The organism is Ilumatobacter sp. (assembly GCF_030065885.1).
Taxonomy (GTDB): domain Bacteria; phylum Actinomycetota; class Acidimicrobiia; order Acidimicrobiales; family Ilumatobacteraceae; genus Ilumatobacter.
Map to the genome: position 1 here is coordinate 41903 of NZ_JASJCS010000008.1, position 17488 is coordinate 59390.

Sequence of the window (17488 nt, forward strand, 5' to 3'; positions counted from 1 at the left end):
GCCCCGATTCTCGCGGCAGGGCTCACCCCGGGAACGACTCGGCCAGTGCGAGGGCGGTGATCGCAGCCCGCCAGATGCGACCCTCGACGGTGACATGGATGCCGTCGTCGACGAACCAGCCGGGCTGGACGCGTTCGGACCACCGGAGCACCTCGACGTTGGGTCGCTCATCGGCGAGCCGGTACAGCTCGGCGTTCCACGCCTCCATCGCCTCGTTGCGATAGCCGCTGCTCGACCGCGTCGTCACCGCATCGAGCCAGAGCACCGGGTCGTCGCCGATGACGTAGAGCATCCGCAGGATCCGCTCCTCGGCGCTCATCGACGCGCCCGAGATGATGTTGGCCGCATCGTTGGTCCCGATCATCAACACCCAGCAGCCGTCGAAGCCCCCGTCGCGCACCGCGACCGCGACCTCGAACGCGGTGGTCTGCCAATCGGCGATCCGCTCGTGGATCGAGCGCCCGCCGCTCTCGTCGTGGAACACGGTCTCGACGCCGACATCGCGGTAGCGGGCGTCCATCGTGTTGGCGGCGCCATCGACGTACTGCGCCTCCCAGAGGTAGACCCCGGTCGAGTCGCTGATGTGCACGACCTGCTCGCACGACGTCGTCGGTGGCGGCGGCAGCGTCGTCGTCGTGGTGGTCGTCGTCGTGGTGGTCGTCGTCGTGGTGGTCGTCGTCGTGGTGGTCGTCGTCGTGGTCGTGGTGGTGGTGGTCGTGGTCGTCGTCGGCACGATCGTCGTGGTCGTCGGCGCGACCGTCGTGGCCGCCGACACTGCGGTCGGCGCGGTCGAGGTGACGCCCGCCGGCGCGTCGATCGTCGTCGATGGCGCAGGCCGGGCGATGGCAACGGCGTCGACAGCGGGCTCGGAGCTGCAGCCGGCGAGCACCGCCAGGGCCACCAGCAGAGCGGCAGCGCGCATCACCACCCGCCCGCGGAGCTCACGGCACTCACGTGGCACCCAGGGCATCGGCGACGGCACGGCGCGACGCCTCGGCCGCGTCGCGGCAGTGGCAGCCGGCGAGGTGGTCGTTGACGAGCCCCATCGCCTGCATGAACGCGTACATCGTCGTGGGACCGACGAACGACCAACCGGCCTGCTTGAGCTGCTTGGAGAGCATCGTCGACGTGTCGGTCACGGCCGGGATCGCCGTCGGCGCCTCGTCGTCGAACGTGGCGTGCGGCCAGAAGAACGCGGCCAGCGAACCGTGCGCCTCGACCATCTCGATCGCCCGCGCCGCGTTGTTGATCGTCGAGCGGATCTTGCCCTGGTGGCGGACGATGCCGGCATCGGCCAGCAGGCGATCGACGTTGCGCTCGCCGAAGCGGGCGACCGACTCGAGGTCGAATCCGGCGAACGCCGCACGGAAGTTCTCGCGCTTGCGCAGGATCGTCAGCCACGACAGGCCCGACTGGAAACCCTCGAGGCAGATCTTCTCGAAGAGCCGGGTGTCGTCGGCGACGCCGAAGCCCCATTCGGTGTCGTGGTACGCCGCGTAGTCGGGCGTGGACGCGCCCCACGAGCACCGCGCCGTCCCGTCGTCGTCGACCATCACGTCCATGGCCGACAGTCTCGCAGCTCGCGCACCGGACCGACCGGCGTTCAGAGGGACTCGCGCAGCTGGAATCGGCGGATCTTGCCGGTCGCCGTCTTCGGGAGCTCGGCGACGACGTGGAGCTCGCGCGGGCGCTTGAACGCGGCCATCCTCGAGCGACAGTGACGCTCGATCTCGGCGGGGTCGATCTCGTGCCCAGCTGCCGGGACGACGAAGGCGACGGTCTGCTCGAGGCCGTCCGCGTTGCGTGCCCCGACCACGGCTGCCTCGAGCACGCTCGGGTGTTCGACGAGTGCGCTCTCGACCTCGGCCGGCGAGACCCAGATGCCGCCCGCCTTGATCATGTCGTTGTTGCGCCCGAGGAACGTCCAGTGGCCGTCGGCCGAGCGGGTGTAGACGTCGCCGGTCCGCAGCCACCCCTCGTCGAGGAACGCGGCGGCGGTGGCATCGGCGCGCCGCCAGTACCCGTCCGCGATCGACGGACCCCTGACGTGGAGGTAGCCCGGCGTGTCGGGTTCGACGACCTCGTCGCCGCCGTCGTCGCGCAGATGCGCCTCGTAGCCCTCGACCGGCATGCCGCTGGTGCCGGCGACCTGGTCGTCGACCCGGTTCGACATGAAGATGTGCAGCGCCTCCGTCGTGCCGATGCCGTCGAGCACCGGGTGTCCGAAGGTGGACGAGAAGCGGCGGTGCAGATCGGCGGGCAGCGACTCGCCCGCGGTCACGGTGGCCCGCACACCGGTGAAGACGCTCGGGTCGGGAGCGGCGTCGAGGATCGCCGCGGTAAAGCCGGGGCTGGCGAAGAACAGCGTGGGGCGTTCCTCGGCGATCAGCCGCAGGATGTCGGCCGGGGTCGGCGGCGCCGGATGCAGGATCGACGTCGCCCCGACCGCGAACGGGAACGTGAGGGAGTTGCCGAGCCCGTAGGCGAAGAACAGCTTCGCGATCGAGAGGAAGCGATCGTCCTCGACGGTGCGCAACACGCTGCGGGCGTAGGTGTCGGCGGTGGCTTGCAGGCTCCCGTGCCGGTGCATGACGCCCTTCGGGGAGCCCGTCGTGCCCGAGCTGTAGAGCCAGAGCGCGCTCGCGAGCGCGTCGGTGTCGCCGACCGGCGCCTCGCTGCGGTCGTCGTAGTCGGCCCATGACGGCGTCCCCAGCACGACGGCGCCGGCCGGCAGCTCGCCGGCCGAGACCCGGTCCTGGTGTTCGGCCGATGCGACGAGCAACGAGGCCTCGGCGTCGGCGACGATGCCGGCGATGTCCTCGGTCATCAGCATCGTCGAGAGTGGTACGGGCACCGCGCCCGCCCGCATCGCGCCGAGGAACCATGCGACGAAATCGGGCTCGTCGTTGACGACCATCACGACCCGATCGCCGGGCCCCACCCCGCGGTCGGCGAGCGCGTGCTGGACCCGGAACACCTCGCCGAGCACCTCGCGGTAGGTGACCGACGTGCCCTCGAACCGGATCGCCACCCGATCACCTCGGCCGGCGTCGACGTGCCGATCGAGCAACCACGCGGCCGCGTTGTACGTCCCCACGACGCCAGTGTCGCAGGCGGTGGCTGTGGGCGGTTCAGTCGAGCGCGAGCCGGCGCTCGAGGCCCTTGACCGCCGCCCACAGCGCGTCGTTGATGGGCGTCGGCACGCCGGCCTCGCGCCCGCCTCGGCAGACGGCGCCGTGCATCACGTCGACCTCGGTTCGCGAGCCCTTCTCGACGCTCTGGAGCATCGACGCCTTGAAGCCGTACGGCAGACCCTCCCAGGCGCGCCGCCACGGGAGGGCCGGGTCGGTCGTCGTGACTGTGATGCCGAGGCCGCGGGCGACCGCCATCGCCTCGGCCACGGTGGCGATCGCCATCGGCGCGACGTCGGGATCGATCGAGAGCTCGCCGTACGGAAGACCGGTCAGGGCGCTCCAGGCGCCCGTGGCGACGTTGACGAACAGCTTCTCCCACATCATCGCGACGATGTCGTCGCTCACGTCGGTGTCCATGCCGGCCCGTCGGAGCACGTCGGCGATCGCCGCGATCCGATCGGTCGACGAGCCGTCGAGCTCGCCGATCGTCGTGCGGCGCCCGACGACGCCGTACTCGACGAGACCCGGCTCGACGATGCGACCGCCCACGAAGGTGCGCCCCGCCATCACGAGCTCGGCACCGACGACGTCGGCGATGATCTGCTCGCACCCGACGCCGTTCTGCAGCGTCAGCACGCCGGTGTCCGACCCGATCACCGGAGATGCGGCCGCGATCGCGTCGCGCGTGTCGAACGACTTGACGAGCACGATCACGAGGTCGGCGACGGGCTGCCCCTCGTAGCCCGTCGCTGCCGCGACCGGGACCGTCCGCACCTGATCGCCGTCGTCGAGCCGCAGGCCGGAGGCGGCGATGGCGGCGACGTGGTCGGCGTTGCGGGTCACGAGCACGACGTCGTTGCCGGCGAGCGCCAGCACGCCGCCGATCGCCGAACCGAGCGACCCGGCTCCGACCACACAGATGCGCACGCCAGCACCGTACTGTCGGCGGCGAGGATGAAGCCGACGCACGACCCCCTCGACCGCACCGAACTGGCCGCCGCGCTCGACGACGCCGACCTCCGGGTGCTGCTGATGTGTCTCGTCCACGTCACCGGCGACCGCCGGTGGCTCGCCGACCCGTACCGCCCACGACGCGACGTCCGCCTGATCGCCGACGAACGGGCCGGCATCCCCGACTCGGTCGCCGACGAGATCCGATCGGCGGCACTCGATGCGCTGGCCGGCGGGCCGTTCGGGACGGCCATCGACGACCCCGGCGACGAGCTGATGCTCGAGATGATGCGCTGGTGCATGGGCGAGGACATCGACGCCGGGTATGCGCCGATGATGCGCGAGGACCTCGGCATGACGGCACGCGACGTCGAGTGGCACGACGGCAGCGCGCCGCCCATCGACCGGCACGTCGTCGTGATCGGGGCCGGCGCGAGCGGGCTGATCGTGGGCGCACGGCTGCATCGACTCGGCGTGCCGTTCACGATCGTCGAGCGTGCCGGCGACGTCGGCGGCACCTGGCGCGACAACACGTACCCCGGCTGCGGCGTCGACACCCCCAACCACGCCTACTCGTACTCGACCGGCACGCGGTACCGGTGGAGCCGCAACTTCTCACCTCAGGCCGAGCTCCTCGACTACCTGCGCGGTTGTGCGGACGAGTTCGGCGTCCGCGACCGGATCCGCTTCGAGTCGACGGTCACCGGCGCGACGTGGAACGAACGCGACCACTCGTGGCACGTACGGGTCTCGACGCCCGCCGGGGAGGAGCAGATCCTCGGCACCGACCTCGTGGTGGCGATCGGGCAGTTCGGGATCCCGTCGATCCCCGATCTGCCCGGCGCCGCCGACTTCGGCGGCTCGATGTTCCACACGACGGCGTGGCCGGACGACCTCGACGTCAGTGGCAAACGTGTGGCGATCGTCGGGACGGGTGCGTCCGCGATGCAGATCGTCCCGGTGATCGCCGGCGACGTCGAGCACCTCACGATCTTCCAGCGCAGCCCGCAGTGGGCGCGGCCGATCCCCCGCTACCACGACCCGATCAGCGACGGTGCGCAGTGGCTGCTGGCCAACGTCCCCCACTACGCCCAGTGGTTCCGGTTCACGATGCTCTGGCGATACGGCGACGGGCTGCTGCCGTACCTGCGCAAGGACCCCGACTGGCCGCACCCCGACCGGTCGCTGAACCGCGTGAACGAGCGACACCGGCAGGAGATGGTCGCCCACATCGAGGCCGAGCTCGGCGACCGCACCGATCTGCTCGACGCCTGCGTCCCGTCCTATCCCCCGTACGGCAAGCGGATCCTGCTCGACAACGGGTGGTACCGCACACTGCGGCGGCCGAACGTCGACCTCGTCACCGATCCGATCGAACGTCTGTCGGAGACCGGCATCGTCACCGGCGACGGCAGGTCGCACGACGTCGACGTCGTCGTCCTGTCCACGGGCTTCCGGATGACCGACATGGCTCGGGCGATCCACCCGGTCGGCCGAGGCGGCATCACCCTCGACGACGTCTGGGGCGACGACGACGCCACCGCACACCTGGGCATCACGGTGCCCGGCTTCCCGAACCTCTTCCTCATGCAGGGACCGTCGACCGGGCTGGGGCACGGCGGCAGCGCGATCTTCCAGGCCGAGAGCCAGACCCGCTTCATCACCGACGCGATCGTGCACATGATCGAGGGCGGCATCGCGGCGATCGAGCCGCGACGCGACGTCCACGACGAGTTCGTCCGCGACGTCGACGAACGCCACGCCGGCATGATCTGGAGCCACCCCGGCATGTCGACCTACTACCGGAACTCGCACGGCAGGGTCGTCTCGGTGACCCCGTACAGCCTGCTGGAGTACTGGCGGATGACCCACGACATCGACCTCGACGAGTACCTGATCACGCCCATCGACCACCTGGCGTCGACCTGACGCAGCACCGACCGTCAAGCTCTGGTCAACTCGCGCACGCGTGTCATAGAGATCGGCGTCTCGGACGTCGATACACACGATGATGTACGCAACAGCCGACAGCGGGAGTCGGCCGGCAGGGAACCGACCGGACCTCAGGGTCCTGGAAGGTGGCTCCGAGGTCCGGCAGGAACCACCCGGCCAGACCGCGCCCGTGGTGGCGGGCGCCGACGAGGGCGTCGTCGAGCTCTACGAGGCCGAGTACGTCGGCCTCGCCCGACTCGCATACCTGCTCGTCGCCGACCGGCACCGGGCCGAGGACCTCGCCCACGACGCGTTCGCCAAGCTGTACGAGAAGTGGGACGACCTCGACGACCACGACAAGGCGCCGGCCTGGCTGCGCACGACGGTCACCAACCTGGCGATGTCGTCGCACCGGCGGTCGGCGACGGCCCGCAAGCACGCTGCGCAAACGCCGTCGGATCAGGCGAGCGAGGCCGCCGCGTCGGCCGAGTCCGAGGCGCTCGGCCGCAGCACCAACCCGCAGATCGTCTCGGCGCTCCAGGCGCTCTCGCCCAAGCAGCGCACCGCCGTCGTGCTGAAGCACTGGCTGCGTTACACCGAGAGCGAGATCGCCGACGTGCTGGGCTGCTCGCTCGGCTCGGTTCGCACCCATCTCCACCGGGGGCACGCCGCCCTCGCCGCATCGCTGGGAGGTCAGCCGTGAACGACCGAGAGCTCCGAACACTGCTGGACGACGCCGCCATGTCGTTCACACCGCAGCCGAACCGCGCGCACCTCCGGACGCTGCTCGGTGCGCCGACTGCGACGGGGCGGCGCATGAGCGTGGTGCTCGGCGTCGCCGCCTCGCTGGCGCTGTTCGCAGGTGGCGCGGCCGCACTCACGACCGATCAGTTCGCCGGCATCCAGATCTCCGACCGGCTCGACTTCGACGGCGGGGTCCCCGATGCCGAGGGCACCCCCGTCCCGGGATCCGACGAGCCGACTGCCTCGAGCAGCGCCGGCGACCCGACGACGACCGCGCTCACCAGCACGACGACCAGCACCTCGACCACCACGTCGACCACCACGACGGTCGCGCCCACGACGGTCGCGCCGACCACGGCACCGCCGACGACGGCGGCCGCCCCGCTGCTCGACGGCATCGAGATCACCCCCGTCGAACCGCCGGTCAAGGTCGAGCCGAAGCCAGAGCCCAAGCCGGAACCGAAGCCCGAACCCAAGCCCGAACCGAAGCCCGAGCCCAAGCCCGAGCCGAAGCCCGAGCCGAAGCCCGAACCCAAGCCGGAACCCAAGCCCGAACCCAAGCCGGAACCGAAGCCCGAGCCCGAGCCGGAACCGAAGCCCGAGCCCGAGCCCGAGCCCGAACCGCCGGCGACGACCGAGCCCCCACACACGACCGAGCCACCGGCGACGACGGAACCGCCGGCGACGACCGAGCCGCCCGCCGAAGAGGTTCGCTTCAAGGCCTACCAGCACTGGGGCTCGTGCGACAGCGATCCCCCGTACGAGGAGTTCTCCGGCAAGGCCAGCCCGGGGACCGAGATCCACTTCTGGTCCCCGTTCGGCAGCGGCGGCACGTCGGCCGACGAACACGGCAAGTGGTACGTCAAGGTGATCTTCGAGGGCGCCCCCGTCGGGGAGACGTTCTGGATCGAGATGGAGACGTCGGACGGCCGGTACGAGGAGTTCAGCTTCGTCGTGACCGGCTGATCCGGTGTCAGGTCGCCCGTGCGATCCGCACGTCGCCGGACACCGTGCGCAGGCGGACGCGGACGGTCCGCCGGCCGCCGTCGTGCAGCCCCGACGACGCCTTCGAGGGCAGCATCGTCTTGCCGCTCAGCGTCGAGATGTCGGGCTCGACGCGGATGCCTGACGGCAGACCGAGCGAGATGTCGCCGGACACGCACTTCACGCTGACCTCGTCCCCGTCGCAGCAGTGCAGGGAGACGTCGCCCGAGGCGGTGCCGACGTCGACCGCCTCGCCGACCTGGGCGACGCGGACCCCGCCGGACGCCGTCGACGCTCGCAACCGACCACCGACGGTTCGCAGGTCGACGTCGCCGGACATCGTCGAACACGACGCGTCGGATCCGACCTCGTGCACGCGCACATCGCCCGAGGCCGTCGAGGCGTCGAGCCGGCGAGCGCGGTCGACTCGCACGTCACCCGAGGCCGTCCTGACCCGCAGGTCACCCAGGTCGCCCACCCCGACGACGTCGGCCGAGGCGGTCGAGACGTCGACGTCGCAGCCCTCCGGCACGTCGACATGCACACGGGTCGAACGGGAACGCCAGCCACCACCGCGACCGCCAGGTCGGACCGAGACCGAGTCGCCGACCTGCACGACCTCCCACGAGTCGGCCGATCCGCCGTCGATCGTCACCACGACGCGACCGGCCGCGCCGACGCGGACCTCGACCGAGCCCGACCGGCTGTGCACGTCGAGGCTCGCCGGCCCGGACACGTGGAACTCCTCGCGGCGTAGCATCAGAGGTCGAAGCTCTCGGTGACCCGCCGGCCACCTGCGTCGGTCGACTGTGCACGCCGCTTGAGCGCGTCGACGACCCACGAGTTCACGGAGTCACCGTCGGCCGTCGCCGACTGCTCGATCAGCCCCTTCAGCGTCGGCGGCAGACGCAGCGTGATGCGGGCATCGAAGTCCTCGAGGTCGGGTTCGGCGGGCTCGGGTTCGGCATCGGCGAGCCGCAGCGCCGGGTCACCGTCGACGAGCACGACCTCGACCGTTCGGTCGGGCAGTTGCGCACCGACCTCGGCGGCGGCCTGCTCGGCGAGCTGGAGCGCAGCCAGGTGCAGGGCCGGCTCGATCGCGTCGGCGATCTGCGCGACCGCGGCCTCGACCGCCGGATCGTCGCCGCCGACGGCGGCCTGGCCGACGATCGAGGCCCGCAGCGAGTTGACGACGGGACGAACGTGCATCTCAGGGCCGGCGGCGTTGCTGCTTGGCGGGCCGCGGCGGCGGACCCGAGCGCGGGTGGGCGTGCCGGGTGCGGAGCCGCCGCATGCGGTCGTCCTGGAGCGCCTTCATGAGGACCGGATCGTAGTTGAACATCGTCGTGACCCTTTCGTGGATGCCGTCGCGTCATGGATGACATCGCAACGACATTGAGTTGATGTCTCTATGATGTCACAATGATGTCACGTTGTCAACCCTCCTGGTCAGCAGGCGCTCGACCACCTCCGAGCTTCGTCTTCTGGACCTTGCCCAGCGCGTTGCGGGGCAGCGCGGCGACATGCCGGATCTCACGCGGACGTTTGTGCACCGACAACGAGCCGGCGACGTGGTCGATCAACGCGTCGGCGTCGACGCCGTCGGCGACCACGTAGGCGACGATGCGCTCCCCCAGGTCGTCGTCCGGCTGGCCGACGACGGCCGCCTCGGCGACCGCCGGGTGCGAGAGCAGCGCCGACTCGACCTCGGCTGCGCCGACCTTGTACCCGCCCGACTTGATGATGTCGATCGACGCCCGCCCGGCAATGCGGTGGAACCCGTCGTCGCCGATCGTCGCGGCGTCGCCGGTGACGAACCAGCCGTCGTCGGTGAACGACTCGGCGGTCTTCTCCGGCTGGTGGAGGTAGCCGTCGAACAGGGTCGCGCCACGCACCTCGAGGCCACCGATGGTCTCGCCGTCGTGGGGCACCGGGTCGCCACGGTCGTCGCGCAGCCGCGTCTCGACCCCGGCGATCGGCACGCCGACGTGGCCCGGGCGCCGCTCGCCGTCGTGGCGCGTCGAGAGCGTGATGAGCGTCTCGGTCATGCCGTATCGCTCGACGGGCGCCTGGCCCGTCAGCGAGCGCAGCGACTCGAAGACGGGCACGGGCAACGCGGCACTCCCCGAGACGAGGAGCCGCGCCGATGCGAGCGAGCGGGCGTGGTCGAGCGCCGCCGTGAGCCGCGACCACACGGTCGGCACGCCGAAGTAGAGCGTGCCACCCGCCGCCGCGTAGCGCTCGGGGGTCGACCGGCCGGTGTGGACGAGGCGCGATCCGACCCGCAGCGCGCCGAGCACGCCGAGGATCAGTCCGTGCACGTGGAACAGCGGCAGACCGTGCACCAGTCGGTCATCGGGCGTCCAGCCCCACGCATCGGCGAGTCCGTCGAGTCCGGCGGCGATGGCGCGCCGCGGGATCACCGCGCCCTTCGGCAGGCCGGTCGTTCCCGAGGTGTACATGATCAGCGCAGGCGCCTCGCTCGCCACCTCGGCCGAGACACCGGCGGGCCGGATCGGCACGGGGATCCGGTCGAGGGTCACCTCGGGCCAGTCGGGGTCGCCGATGACGAGTGTCGCGCCGGAGTCGGCGAGCACGTGGTCGCGCTCCATCGGGCCGGCGTCGGCGGCGACCGGGACGACGGGCACCCCGGCTCGGATGCCTGCCACGACGGCGATCACGGTGTCCAACGAGGGTGCGCCGTGCACCGCGATCGCCGGCGCGCCGGCGATGCGAGCGACGAGCGCGTCGGCGCGACCGGCGAGCCGCTCCCAGGTGGCCGACTCGCCGTCGACGACCACGGCGTCGGGCGCGTCGGGATGCGATCCGTGGAGCGCTGGCAGCAGACCGGTCATCGACTCATGGTCGTCGGCCGATCACGACGCCCGCAACCGGGACACGGGCTCGCAGTCTCCGCCCGACCCACATCATGACACGATCGGAAGCCTGGACAAGGGAATTGGTGTGTCATAGACTGACGGGTCATGGACGCCGAGCGGTCACAGGCCCACTTCGACGCGCTGATCGACGCCGACGAGCGCATCGAACCCCGCGACTGGATGCCCGAGGAGTATCGCAAGACCCTCGTCCGCCAGATCGCGCAGCACGCCCACTCAGAAGTCATCGGCATGCAGCCAGAGGGCAACTGGCTCACGCGTGCACCGTCGCTGCGCCGCAAAGCGATCCTCACCGCCAAGGTGCAGGACGAGGCCGGCCACGGGCTCTACCTCTACGGCGCCGCCGAGACGCTCGGCACGCCACGCGAGGAACTGCTCGACCTCCTCCACGCCGGTCGCCAGAAGTACTCCTCGATCTTCAACTACCCCACGCTCACCTGGGCCGACGTCGGTGCGATCGGCTGGCTGGTCGACGGCGCAGCGATCATGAACCAGGTGCCCCTGTGCCGCTGCTCCTACGGGCCGTACGCGCGGGCGATGATCCGCATCTGCAAGGAGGAGAGCTTCCACCAGCGGCAGGGGTACCAGATCATGCTGACGCTCGCCGAGGGCACACCCGAGCAACGGGCGATGGCGCAGGACGCACTCGACCGCTGGTGGTGGCCGTCGATCATGATGTTCGGACCACCGGACGCCGAGTCGGTGCACGGCGACCAGAACATGCGCTGGGGCATCAAGCGGTTCGGCAACGACGAGCTCCGCCAGCGCTTCATCGACGCCACGGTGCCGCAGGCCGACCTGCTCGGGCTGACGGTCCCCGACCCCGAGCTCCGGTTCGACGAGGAGACCGGCCACTACGTGCACGGTCCGATCGATTGGGATCACTTCTGGACCGTGGTGAAGGGCGACGGGCCGTGCAACCGCGAGCGGATGGCGACCAGGGTCGGCGCCCACGACGGCGGCGCATGGGTCCGCGAGGCGGCCACCGCCTACGCCGAGAAGCGGGCCACCCGCGCTGGGCGTGAAGGAGCTGCCGCGTGACCGGCAGCACGTCCGACTGGCCGCTCTGGGAGGTGTTCGTCCGCCCCAAGCGCGGCGTCAGCCACGTCCACAGCGGCACGGTGCACGCGCCCGACGCCGAGCTCGCGCTCCAGAACGCCCGCGACCTGTTCACGCGGCGGTCCGAAGGCGTGAGCATCTGGGTCGTGAAGTCGAGCGACGTCACCGCCAGCGACCCCGACGAGCGCGACGCGTTCTTCGACCCGGCGGGCGACAAGTCGTTCCGACACCCGACCGACTTCGAGCTGCCCGACGAAGTCGCCAACATGTGAGCGGTCCGCCATGCGCCCCGACACCCCTCCCCCGCCGCCCGATCACCTGCTGACGTACGTCCTCCGCCAGGGCGATCGTGCGCTGATCCTCGCCCAGCGGCTGCTCGAGGCGATCACGCACGCGCCCGAGATCGAGGAGGACATGGCGCTGTCGAACCTCGCCCTCGACCTGATCGGTCAGGCCCGGGCGCTGTACACGTACGCCGGCGAGGTCCAGGGCCCGGTCGACGGCGTCGTCCACGACGAGGACCACTACGCCTACACGCGCGACCCGCATGAGTTCCTCAACCCGCTCCTCGTCGAGCAGCCCAACGGCGATTTCGCCCAGCTGATCGTGCGGCAGTTCCTCCACGACGCCTGGGCGTTCTTCTACTGGCGGAGCATGGAGCACTCGACCGACGAGACCCTCCGTGCGCTCGCCGGCAAGGCGGTCAAGGAGACGACCTACCACCTCCGCCACTCGCGCAGCTGGGTGGTGCGCCTCGGCGACGGCACCGAGGAGAGCCACCAGCGGGCGCAGGCTGCGCTCGACGGGCTGTGGCGCTACACCGGCGAGCTGTTCGACAGCGACGAGGTCGAGGAGGCGCTCGTCACAGCGGGCGTCATCCACCCGCCGGCCGAGACGCTGTCCGAGCCGTGGCGCGGCACCGTGGCGAACGCACTCGAGGAGGCGACCTTGACGGTGCCCGACGACGGGGTGATGCACCGGGGCGGCCGCACCGGCACCCACACCGAGGCGTTCTCGTACCTCATCGGTGAGCTGCAGGTCGTCGCACGCGCCCATCCGGGGGCCTCGTGGTGACGATGATCGACGCCCAGGGCCTGGACGAGCTCGTCCGCGACATCGAGGACCCCGAGCTGCCGCACGTGACGATCGGCGACCTCGGCATCGTGCGCGACGTGACGATCGACCACGGCACGGCGACCGTGCTGCTCACCCCCACATACACCGGCTGCCCGGCCACCGACCAGATCCGCGACGACGTCACGACCGTCGTGCGCGACGCCGGCTACGAGCCCGACGTGCGGCTCGTGATGAGCCCGGCCTGGAGCACGGACTGGATCAGCGAGCGTGGGCGCGAGCGGCTCCGCCTCGCCGGCATCGCTCCCCCGTCACCCGTCGCCGACCAGGGTGCGACGCCGGTCGAGCCGCCGGTCGCCTGCCCGCGCTGCGGCTCGCGGCGTTCGCGGCTGATCTCCGAGTTCGGCGCGACGGCGTGCAAGGCCGCCTACGTGTGCGAGGCCTGCTCCGAGCCCTTCGAGCACTTCAAACCGCTGTGACCGCGACCGACACCGACACCGGCGCTGCGCCACTCGACGACGGCTTCCGGCCGCTGCGCGTCGCCGCCATCGACCACGACACCGACGACAGCGTCGTGGTCACGTTCGATCGTGGCGACCAGCGCCTGCGCTTCGAGCACGGCCAGCACCTGACGCTGCGTCGCGAGTTCGACGGGGTCGAGCTGCGGCGGAGCTACTCGATCTGCTCGCGGGCACCCGACGGCCCGCTCCGCGTGGCGATCCGCCGCGTGCCGGGCGGCGTGTTCTCGACCTGGGCGTCGACCGAACTGCAGGTCGGCGACGAGATCGACGCACTCCCGCCGCTCGGCCACTTCACGCACCGGATCGACCCGGCGGTCGCCCGCTCGTACGCGGCGCTCGCCGCCGGCAGCGGCATCACGCCGATCCTGTCGATCGTGTCGACGATCCTCGCCGCCGAGCCGCTCTCGCAGGTCTCGTTGCTGTACGTCAACCGCACGAGCCGCTCGGCGATGCTGCTCGACGAGCTGCTCGACGTCCGCGATCGCCACCTCGGCCGGTTGTCGATCGCGTTTGCGTTCACTCGCGAGGACACCGGCGGCGACCTGCTGTCGGGCCGGCCCGACCGCCAGCGGGTCGAGCACTGGATCGACGCCGGGTTCCTGCCGGCCGACGCCGACCACGCCTTCCTGTGCGGGCCGATCGAGCTGACCACTGACGTCAGGGAGGCGCTGGTCGAGGCGGGCCTGCCGATCGATCGCATCCACCGCGAGATCTTCACGACCAAGCAGCAGGGAACCGCCACGCTCGCCCCGCAGGAGATCAGCGAGGACTCGGTCGCCGTCGCGACCGGTCGCGCCACGCTGCACGGCCGCACGACCGAGTTCGACCTCTACGAGGGCGACTCCGTCCTCGATGCGGTGCAGCGCGTGCGCCCCGACGCACCGTTCTCGTGTCGGAGCGGGGTGTGCTCGACCTGCCAGGCGGTCGTCGTCGACGGTGCGGTCGACATGGCGGTGAACTACGGGCTGACGGACGACGAGGTCGGCCGCGGCTACGTACTGACCTGTCAATCGACGCCGACGACCGACCACGTCGACGTCGACTACGACACCTGAAACGACTACGACACCCGAAACCGATCGAGTAGTCCCGGCGCCCCGGACCCGAGCGGTGGCACGACGGTGGACAGCAGGCGCTGCTCGCTCGCGGCTGCGACCGAGCGGTAGACGGCACCTGCGACGTGCCGGGCCCGGGTGCCGATCCAGTCGGCCGGCAACAGCTCGGCCGGCAGCTGCGGGTCGGCGAGTGCGATCCGGCGGAACGACGCGACCAGCAACGTGCGGAGCTTGAACGCATCCTCGGGCGCCAAGGAGCCGGCGTCCGCGAACGGCTCGAACCGGTCGGTGAATGCCCGGTAGAGCTGCGCCAGGTCGTCGAGCGGTGCGCACCGCCTGGCGAGCCGCTCGGCACCGAGCGTGCCCTCGCCGTCGACGACCTCCGACCGCGACACGAGCACGTGCTCGAAGCCGCCCACTCGGGCGACCACGCCGGCCGCGACGTCGGCGGGCACGACCGGCGACGCGAGCACGTTCGGGCCGACCACGCCGAGCCCGGCCCACGTCAGCTCCTGACGCAGCCGCGCCCGCTGCTTGGGCGTCGACTCGGCACCGTCGATCACCACCAGGGTCCACGAACCGTCCCACGCGGTGGGCGTCGACCCGTAGATGCGTGCGTCGGCCTGCGCGAACAGGTCCCGCGCGGTGTCGGCGACGCGATAGAAGCTCCGCCGACCCTCGACGTGCGTGTCGAGCAGCCCGTCCTTGACGAGCCGGCTCAGCGACGTGCGGACGAGCCGCTCGCTGGCGCCGAACGCACCGAGGAGCACCGCCAGTGCACGGACCGAGACCGACGTCGACGGGCCGTGCGGGAGCAGCGCATCGCCGAACACCGTCACCAGCAGGTTGCGTGCGCTCGGTGCGCCGTTCGAGCATTCGGCGGCGCGCAGGTCGCGGAGGGCGGCGGCGCTCGGCGAGCTCACGTGTCGTACACGAGGCAGAACTCGTTCCCCTCGGGGTCGGCGAGCACCATCCACTTCGTGCCGACCTCGACGATCAGCTCGGTGATGGGACTCGCACCGAGACCGACGAGGCGCTCGGCCTCGGCCTCGATCTCGTCGCCGACGATGATGTCGAGGTGGAGCCGGTTCTTGGTCGCGGTCTGCGGTTCGGGCACCTGCTGGAACACGAGCTTCAGGCCGGTCGAACCGGCCGGCGGTACGGCCGAGCGGTACGGGCCGGCCGCACCGAACGGCTCGTACCCCATGGCGGCGACCCAGAACTCGCGCAGTGCGTCGGGGTCGGCAGCGTCGATCACGATCGCGAGCTGACGGCTGGCCATACCCGAACGGTAGCCAGGAGGGCGCCGTCTCAGCCGTCCATCTCGATCGAGACGATCCGGTAGCTCGGCACGCCGGTCACCTCGTACTCGGGGGCCTCGAGCGCTGCCGAGACCCTCGGCCCGGCGAGCAGGTCGTCGCGCGTCAAGCCGGCGGCGCGGACGATCTCGGCCTCGAGCTCGATGAGCACCTCGCCCTCGTCGGTGCTGATCGAGCCGAAGTTGATCTCGGAGAGCTCGTCGCTGCCGACCGGTCCCTCCTCGACGGTGATCTCCAGGCGGCCGGTCACCGTCGCGGGAGGCTCGACCTCGACGAACGTCACGGCGCCCTCACCGATCAACCTGCCGGCGGCACCACCGCCGCTCGCATCATCGTCGTCATCACCCCCGCACGCCACCACTACCAGGGTCGTCAGTACCACCACTCCGAGACGCCGCATCAGCTCGACGCTAGCGAGCGGCGGCCTTGACGGCCTGATAGCGAGCGAGCGCCTCGCGCCGTTCGGCGGCGTGGTCGACCATCGGCGCCGGGTAGTCCGAGCTGTCGAGCTCGGGGATCCACCGGCGGACGTACTCGCCGGTCGGATCCCACCGCTCCTGCTGCGCCGTCGGGTTGAACACCCGGAAGTAGGGCGACGCGTCGGTGCCGGTGCCGGCCGCCCACTGCCACCCGTGGTTGTTCGAGGCCAGGTCGCCGTCGAGCAGGTGCTGCATGAACCAGCGCGCACCCCACTGCCACGGGAGATGGAGGTCCTTGACGAGGAAGCTGGCGACGATCATCCGGACCCGGTTGTGCATCCAGCCCGTTGTTGCGAGCTGGCGCATCCCGGCGTCGACGATCGGGAAGCCGGTCCGGCCCTCGCACCACCGCTCGAACTTCGTGCGAGCCGCGGCACCCGTGTCGAGGTCGATCCGGTCGAAGCGGCGGTCGAGGTTCTCCCACGCCGTGTCGGGCCGGCGGAGCAGCACGTCGGCGTAGAAGTCACGCCACGCCAGCTCGGACTGGAACACCCGGTGCCCGTCGATCGACGGGTCCGACTCGACGAGCAGCCGGCGCGGGTGCAGCACGCCGTACTTCAGCAACGGTGACAGCCGGCTGGTGCCGTCGACGGCGGGCAGGTCGCGACGATCGGCGTAGCCGTCGAGGCCCGCGGCGCGGAACTCCTGCCAGCGTGCGCCGGCCGCCGCCGGATCGGGCACCTCGAGCTCGATCTCGGGGCGCTCGGGCAGCGGGTCGGACGGTGCCTCGATCCACCCGGGATCTGCTGGCGCATCGATCGGGTCGGCCCAGCCGGTGGCGCGCCACCGCTTCGAGAACGGCGTGAAGACGGCGTAGGCGCCGCCGTCGTCCTTGCGCACCGTGCCGGGCTCGACCGCGTACGGCGACCCGACGCCGCGCAGCCGACGGCCACCGGCCCGGAGAGCATCGGCAACCGCCGCGTCACGCGCCCGGCCGTAGGGGCCGGCGTCCTTCGAGACGTACACGGTCGTCGCGCCAACCTCTTCGGCCACGCCGGTGATGATGTCCACCGGGTCACCGTGCCGCAGGACGAGCGCTCCGCCGGTGGCGTCGCGGAGCGCGGCGAGGCAGTCGTGCAGCAGCGCGCGGCGCGGTTGCCCGGCCGATGCGAACGCCGGGTCGACGACGAACAGCGGCAACACCTCGCCCACCGCGCACGCTTCGGCCAGCGCCGGATGGTCGTCGACACGCAGGTCGCGCCGGAACCACATGATCGATCGGTCGGCCACCGGAACAGTGTGATCGCCGAGCGACGCGAACGCGCGGTCGAGCAGTCGACCCGGCGACCCGGCGACCCGGCAACCCAGGGTGACCTCCGGCCCTAGGAGAGGCCCCCGG

General features: G+C 71.2%; 20 protein-coding genes. 8 read left to right on the forward strand and 12 right to left on the reverse strand.

The genetic code is table 11. The features are described from left to right. Positions 1–22: 22 nt before the first annotated feature. From QNJ12_RS03290 to QNJ12_RS03305, 4 genes are read right to left on the reverse strand one after another with little or no spacing between them, the layout of a single operon-like run. The gene (locus QNJ12_RS03290; protein ID WP_300618730.1) at positions 23–922 is read right to left on the reverse strand and encodes a hypothetical protein; all 900 of its coding nucleotides are present in this window, start codon (positions 920–922) and stop codon (positions 23–25) included. 28 nt (positions 923–950) lie between these two features. Further along, the gene (locus tag QNJ12_RS03295; protein ID WP_300618733.1) at positions 951–1562 is read right to left on the reverse strand and encodes a DNA-3-methyladenine glycosylase I; all 612 of its coding nucleotides are present in this window, start codon (positions 1560–1562) and stop codon (positions 951–953) included. A gap of 41 nt (positions 1563–1603) precedes the next feature. Next, complete coding sequence (locus QNJ12_RS03300; protein ID WP_300618736.1) at positions 1604–3097, reverse strand: benzoate-CoA ligase family protein; 1494 nt, start codon at positions 3095–3097, stop codon at positions 1604–1606. Positions 3098–3131: 34 nt separating this feature from the next. After that, positions 3132–4061 (reverse strand): 2-dehydropantoate 2-reductase, encoded by a 930-nt coding sequence (locus tag QNJ12_RS03305; protein WP_300618739.1) that lies wholly within the window; start codon positions 4059–4061, stop codon positions 3132–3134. Positions 4062–4088: 27 nt separating this feature from the next. Here QNJ12_RS03305 and QNJ12_RS03310 point away from each other — a divergent pair, with 27 nt between their 5' ends. The 3 genes from QNJ12_RS03310 to QNJ12_RS03320 all read left to right on the forward strand — a co-directional run bounded on the left by QNJ12_RS03310 (position 4089) and on the right by QNJ12_RS03320 (position 7727). Further along, the gene (locus tag QNJ12_RS03310; protein WP_300618742.1) at positions 4089–6014 is read left to right on the forward strand and encodes an NAD(P)/FAD-dependent oxidoreductase; all 1926 of its coding nucleotides are present in this window, start codon (positions 4089–4091) and stop codon (positions 6012–6014) included. Positions 6015–6093: 79 nt separating this feature from the next. Then, a complete protein-coding gene (locus QNJ12_RS03315) occupies positions 6094–6720 on the forward strand; it encodes a SigE family RNA polymerase sigma factor (protein WP_300618745.1) in 627 nt (208 codons plus the stop codon). Further along, positions 6717–7727 (forward strand): hypothetical protein, encoded by a 1011-nt coding sequence (locus QNJ12_RS03320; RefSeq protein WP_300618747.1) that lies wholly within the window; start codon positions 6717–6719, stop codon positions 7725–7727. The genes QNJ12_RS03315 and QNJ12_RS03320 overlap by 4 nt, the downstream gene beginning before the upstream one ends. A 7-nt stretch (positions 7728–7734) precedes the next feature. On the opposite strand, the gene QNJ12_RS03325 is transcribed toward QNJ12_RS03320, so the two are convergent. The 4 genes from QNJ12_RS03325 to QNJ12_RS03340 all read right to left on the reverse strand — a co-directional run bounded on the left by QNJ12_RS03325 (position 7735) and on the right by QNJ12_RS03340 (position 10600). Then, the gene (locus QNJ12_RS03325) at positions 7735–8505 is read right to left on the reverse strand and encodes a DUF4097 family beta strand repeat-containing protein (RefSeq protein ID WP_300618749.1); all 771 of its coding nucleotides are present in this window, start codon (positions 8503–8505) and stop codon (positions 7735–7737) included. Further along, a complete protein-coding gene (locus tag QNJ12_RS03330; protein WP_300618752.1) occupies positions 8505–8954 on the reverse strand; it encodes a DUF1778 domain-containing protein in 450 nt (149 codons plus the stop codon). Before QNJ12_RS03330 ends, QNJ12_RS03325 begins: the two co-directional genes overlap by 1 nt. A 1-nt stretch (position 8955) precedes the next feature. Then, entirely contained in the window at positions 8956–9087 is a 132-nt protein-coding gene (locus QNJ12_RS03335; RefSeq protein WP_300618755.1) for a hypothetical protein, read from the reverse strand. A gap of 94 nt (positions 9088–9181) precedes the next feature. Beyond that, the gene (locus QNJ12_RS03340) at positions 9182–10600 is read right to left on the reverse strand and encodes an acyl-CoA synthetase (protein WP_300618758.1); all 1419 of its coding nucleotides are present in this window, start codon (positions 10598–10600) and stop codon (positions 9182–9184) included. A 129-nt stretch (positions 10601–10729) separates the two neighbouring features. Here QNJ12_RS03340 and paaA point away from each other — a divergent pair, with 129 nt between their 5' ends. Genes paaA through QNJ12_RS03365 form a run of 5 tightly spaced genes read left to right on the forward strand, consistent with a single transcriptional unit; the run spans position 10730 to position 14351 of the window. Then, positions 10730–11683 carry a 1,2-phenylacetyl-CoA epoxidase subunit PaaA gene (gene paaA, locus QNJ12_RS03345; protein ID WP_300618761.1) on the forward strand — a complete coding sequence of 318 codons (954 nt, stop codon included), beginning with the start codon at positions 10730–10732 and terminating at the stop codon, positions 11681–11683. Next, positions 11680–11973 (forward strand): 1,2-phenylacetyl-CoA epoxidase subunit PaaB, encoded by a 294-nt coding sequence (paaB, locus tag QNJ12_RS03350; protein WP_300618764.1) that lies wholly within the window; start codon positions 11680–11682, stop codon positions 11971–11973. The genes paaA and paaB overlap by 4 nt, the downstream gene beginning before the upstream one ends. Positions 11974–11983: 10 nt before the next feature. Beyond that, positions 11984–12775, forward strand: a complete 792-nt coding sequence (gene paaC, locus QNJ12_RS03355) for a 1,2-phenylacetyl-CoA epoxidase subunit PaaC (protein ID WP_300618767.1) — start codon at positions 11984–11986, stop codon at positions 12773–12775. 2 nt (positions 12776–12777) lie between these two features. Next, complete coding sequence (gene paaD / locus QNJ12_RS03360) at positions 12778–13254, forward strand: 1,2-phenylacetyl-CoA epoxidase subunit PaaD (RefSeq protein ID WP_300618770.1); 477 nt, start codon at positions 12778–12780, stop codon at positions 13252–13254. After that, complete coding sequence (locus QNJ12_RS03365) at positions 13251–14351, forward strand: 2Fe-2S iron-sulfur cluster-binding protein (protein WP_300618773.1); 1101 nt, start codon at positions 13251–13253, stop codon at positions 14349–14351. Before paaD ends, QNJ12_RS03365 begins: the two co-directional genes overlap by 4 nt. A 5-nt stretch (positions 14352–14356) precedes the next feature. On the opposite strand, the gene QNJ12_RS03370 is transcribed toward QNJ12_RS03365, so the two are convergent. From QNJ12_RS03370 to QNJ12_RS03385, 4 genes are read right to left on the reverse strand one after another with little or no spacing between them, the layout of a single operon-like run. After that, positions 14357–15274 (reverse strand): PaaX family transcriptional regulator C-terminal domain-containing protein, encoded by a 918-nt coding sequence (locus QNJ12_RS03370; protein ID WP_300618776.1) that lies wholly within the window; start codon positions 15272–15274, stop codon positions 14357–14359. Then, the gene (locus QNJ12_RS03375; RefSeq protein ID WP_300618778.1) at positions 15271–15633 is read right to left on the reverse strand and encodes a VOC family protein; all 363 of its coding nucleotides are present in this window, start codon (positions 15631–15633) and stop codon (positions 15271–15273) included. Before QNJ12_RS03375 ends, QNJ12_RS03370 begins: the two co-directional genes overlap by 4 nt. A 29-nt stretch (positions 15634–15662) precedes the next feature. After that, positions 15663–16070, reverse strand: coding sequence for a hypothetical protein (locus tag QNJ12_RS03380; RefSeq protein ID WP_300618781.1), 408 nt, complete (start codon positions 16068–16070; stop codon positions 15663–15665). A 10-nt stretch (positions 16071–16080) separates the two neighbouring features. Then, positions 16081–17379, reverse strand: coding sequence for a deoxyribodipyrimidine photo-lyase (locus tag QNJ12_RS03385; protein ID WP_300618784.1), 1299 nt, complete (start codon positions 17377–17379; stop codon positions 16081–16083). Between the last annotated feature and the right edge of the window lie 109 nt (positions 17380–17488).

What these genes read in the sequence shown, in the direction of transcription:
- QNJ12_RS03290 (WP_300618730.1), bottom strand. Translation starts at nt 922, where the DNA reads ATGCGCGCTGCCGCTCTGCTGGTGGCCCTGGCGGTGCTCGCCGGCTGC.
- QNJ12_RS03295 (WP_300618733.1), bottom strand. Translation starts at nt 1,562, where the DNA reads ATGGACGTGATGGTCGACGACGACGGGACGGCGCGGTGCTCGTGGGGC.
- QNJ12_RS03310 (WP_300618742.1), top strand. Translation starts at nt 4,089, where the DNA reads ATGAAGCCGACGCACGACCCCCTCGACCGCACCGAACTGGCCGCCGCG.
- QNJ12_RS03315 (WP_300618745.1), top strand. Translation starts at nt 6,094, where the DNA reads ATGATGTACGCAACAGCCGACAGCGGGAGTCGGCCGGCAGGGAACCGA.
- QNJ12_RS03325 (WP_300618749.1), bottom strand. Translation starts at nt 8,505, where the DNA reads ATGCTACGCCGCGAGGAGTTCCACGTGTCCGGGCCGGCGAGCCTCGAC.
- QNJ12_RS03330 (WP_300618752.1), bottom strand. Translation starts at nt 8,954, where the DNA reads ATGCACGTTCGTCCCGTCGTCAACTCGCTGCGGGCCTCGATCGTCGGC.
- QNJ12_RS03335 (WP_300618755.1), bottom strand. Translation starts at nt 9,087, where the DNA reads ATGTTCAACTACGATCCGGTCCTCATGAAGGCGCTCCAGGACGACCGC.
- QNJ12_RS03340 (WP_300618758.1), bottom strand. Translation starts at nt 10,600, where the DNA reads ATGACCGGTCTGCTGCCAGCGCTCCACGGATCGCATCCCGACGCGCCC.
- paaA (WP_300618761.1), top strand. Translation starts at nt 10,730, where the DNA reads ATGGACGCCGAGCGGTCACAGGCCCACTTCGACGCGCTGATCGACGCC.
- paaC (WP_300618767.1), top strand. Translation starts at nt 11,984, where the DNA reads ATGCGCCCCGACACCCCTCCCCCGCCGCCCGATCACCTGCTGACGTAC.
- paaD (WP_300618770.1), top strand. Translation starts at nt 12,778, where the DNA reads ATGATCGACGCCCAGGGCCTGGACGAGCTCGTCCGCGACATCGAGGAC.
- QNJ12_RS03375 (WP_300618778.1), bottom strand. Translation starts at nt 15,633, where the DNA reads ATGGCCAGCCGTCAGCTCGCGATCGTGATCGACGCTGCCGACCCCGAC.
- QNJ12_RS03380 (WP_300618781.1), bottom strand. Translation starts at nt 16,070, where the DNA reads ATGCGGCGTCTCGGAGTGGTGGTACTGACGACCCTGGTAGTGGTGGCG.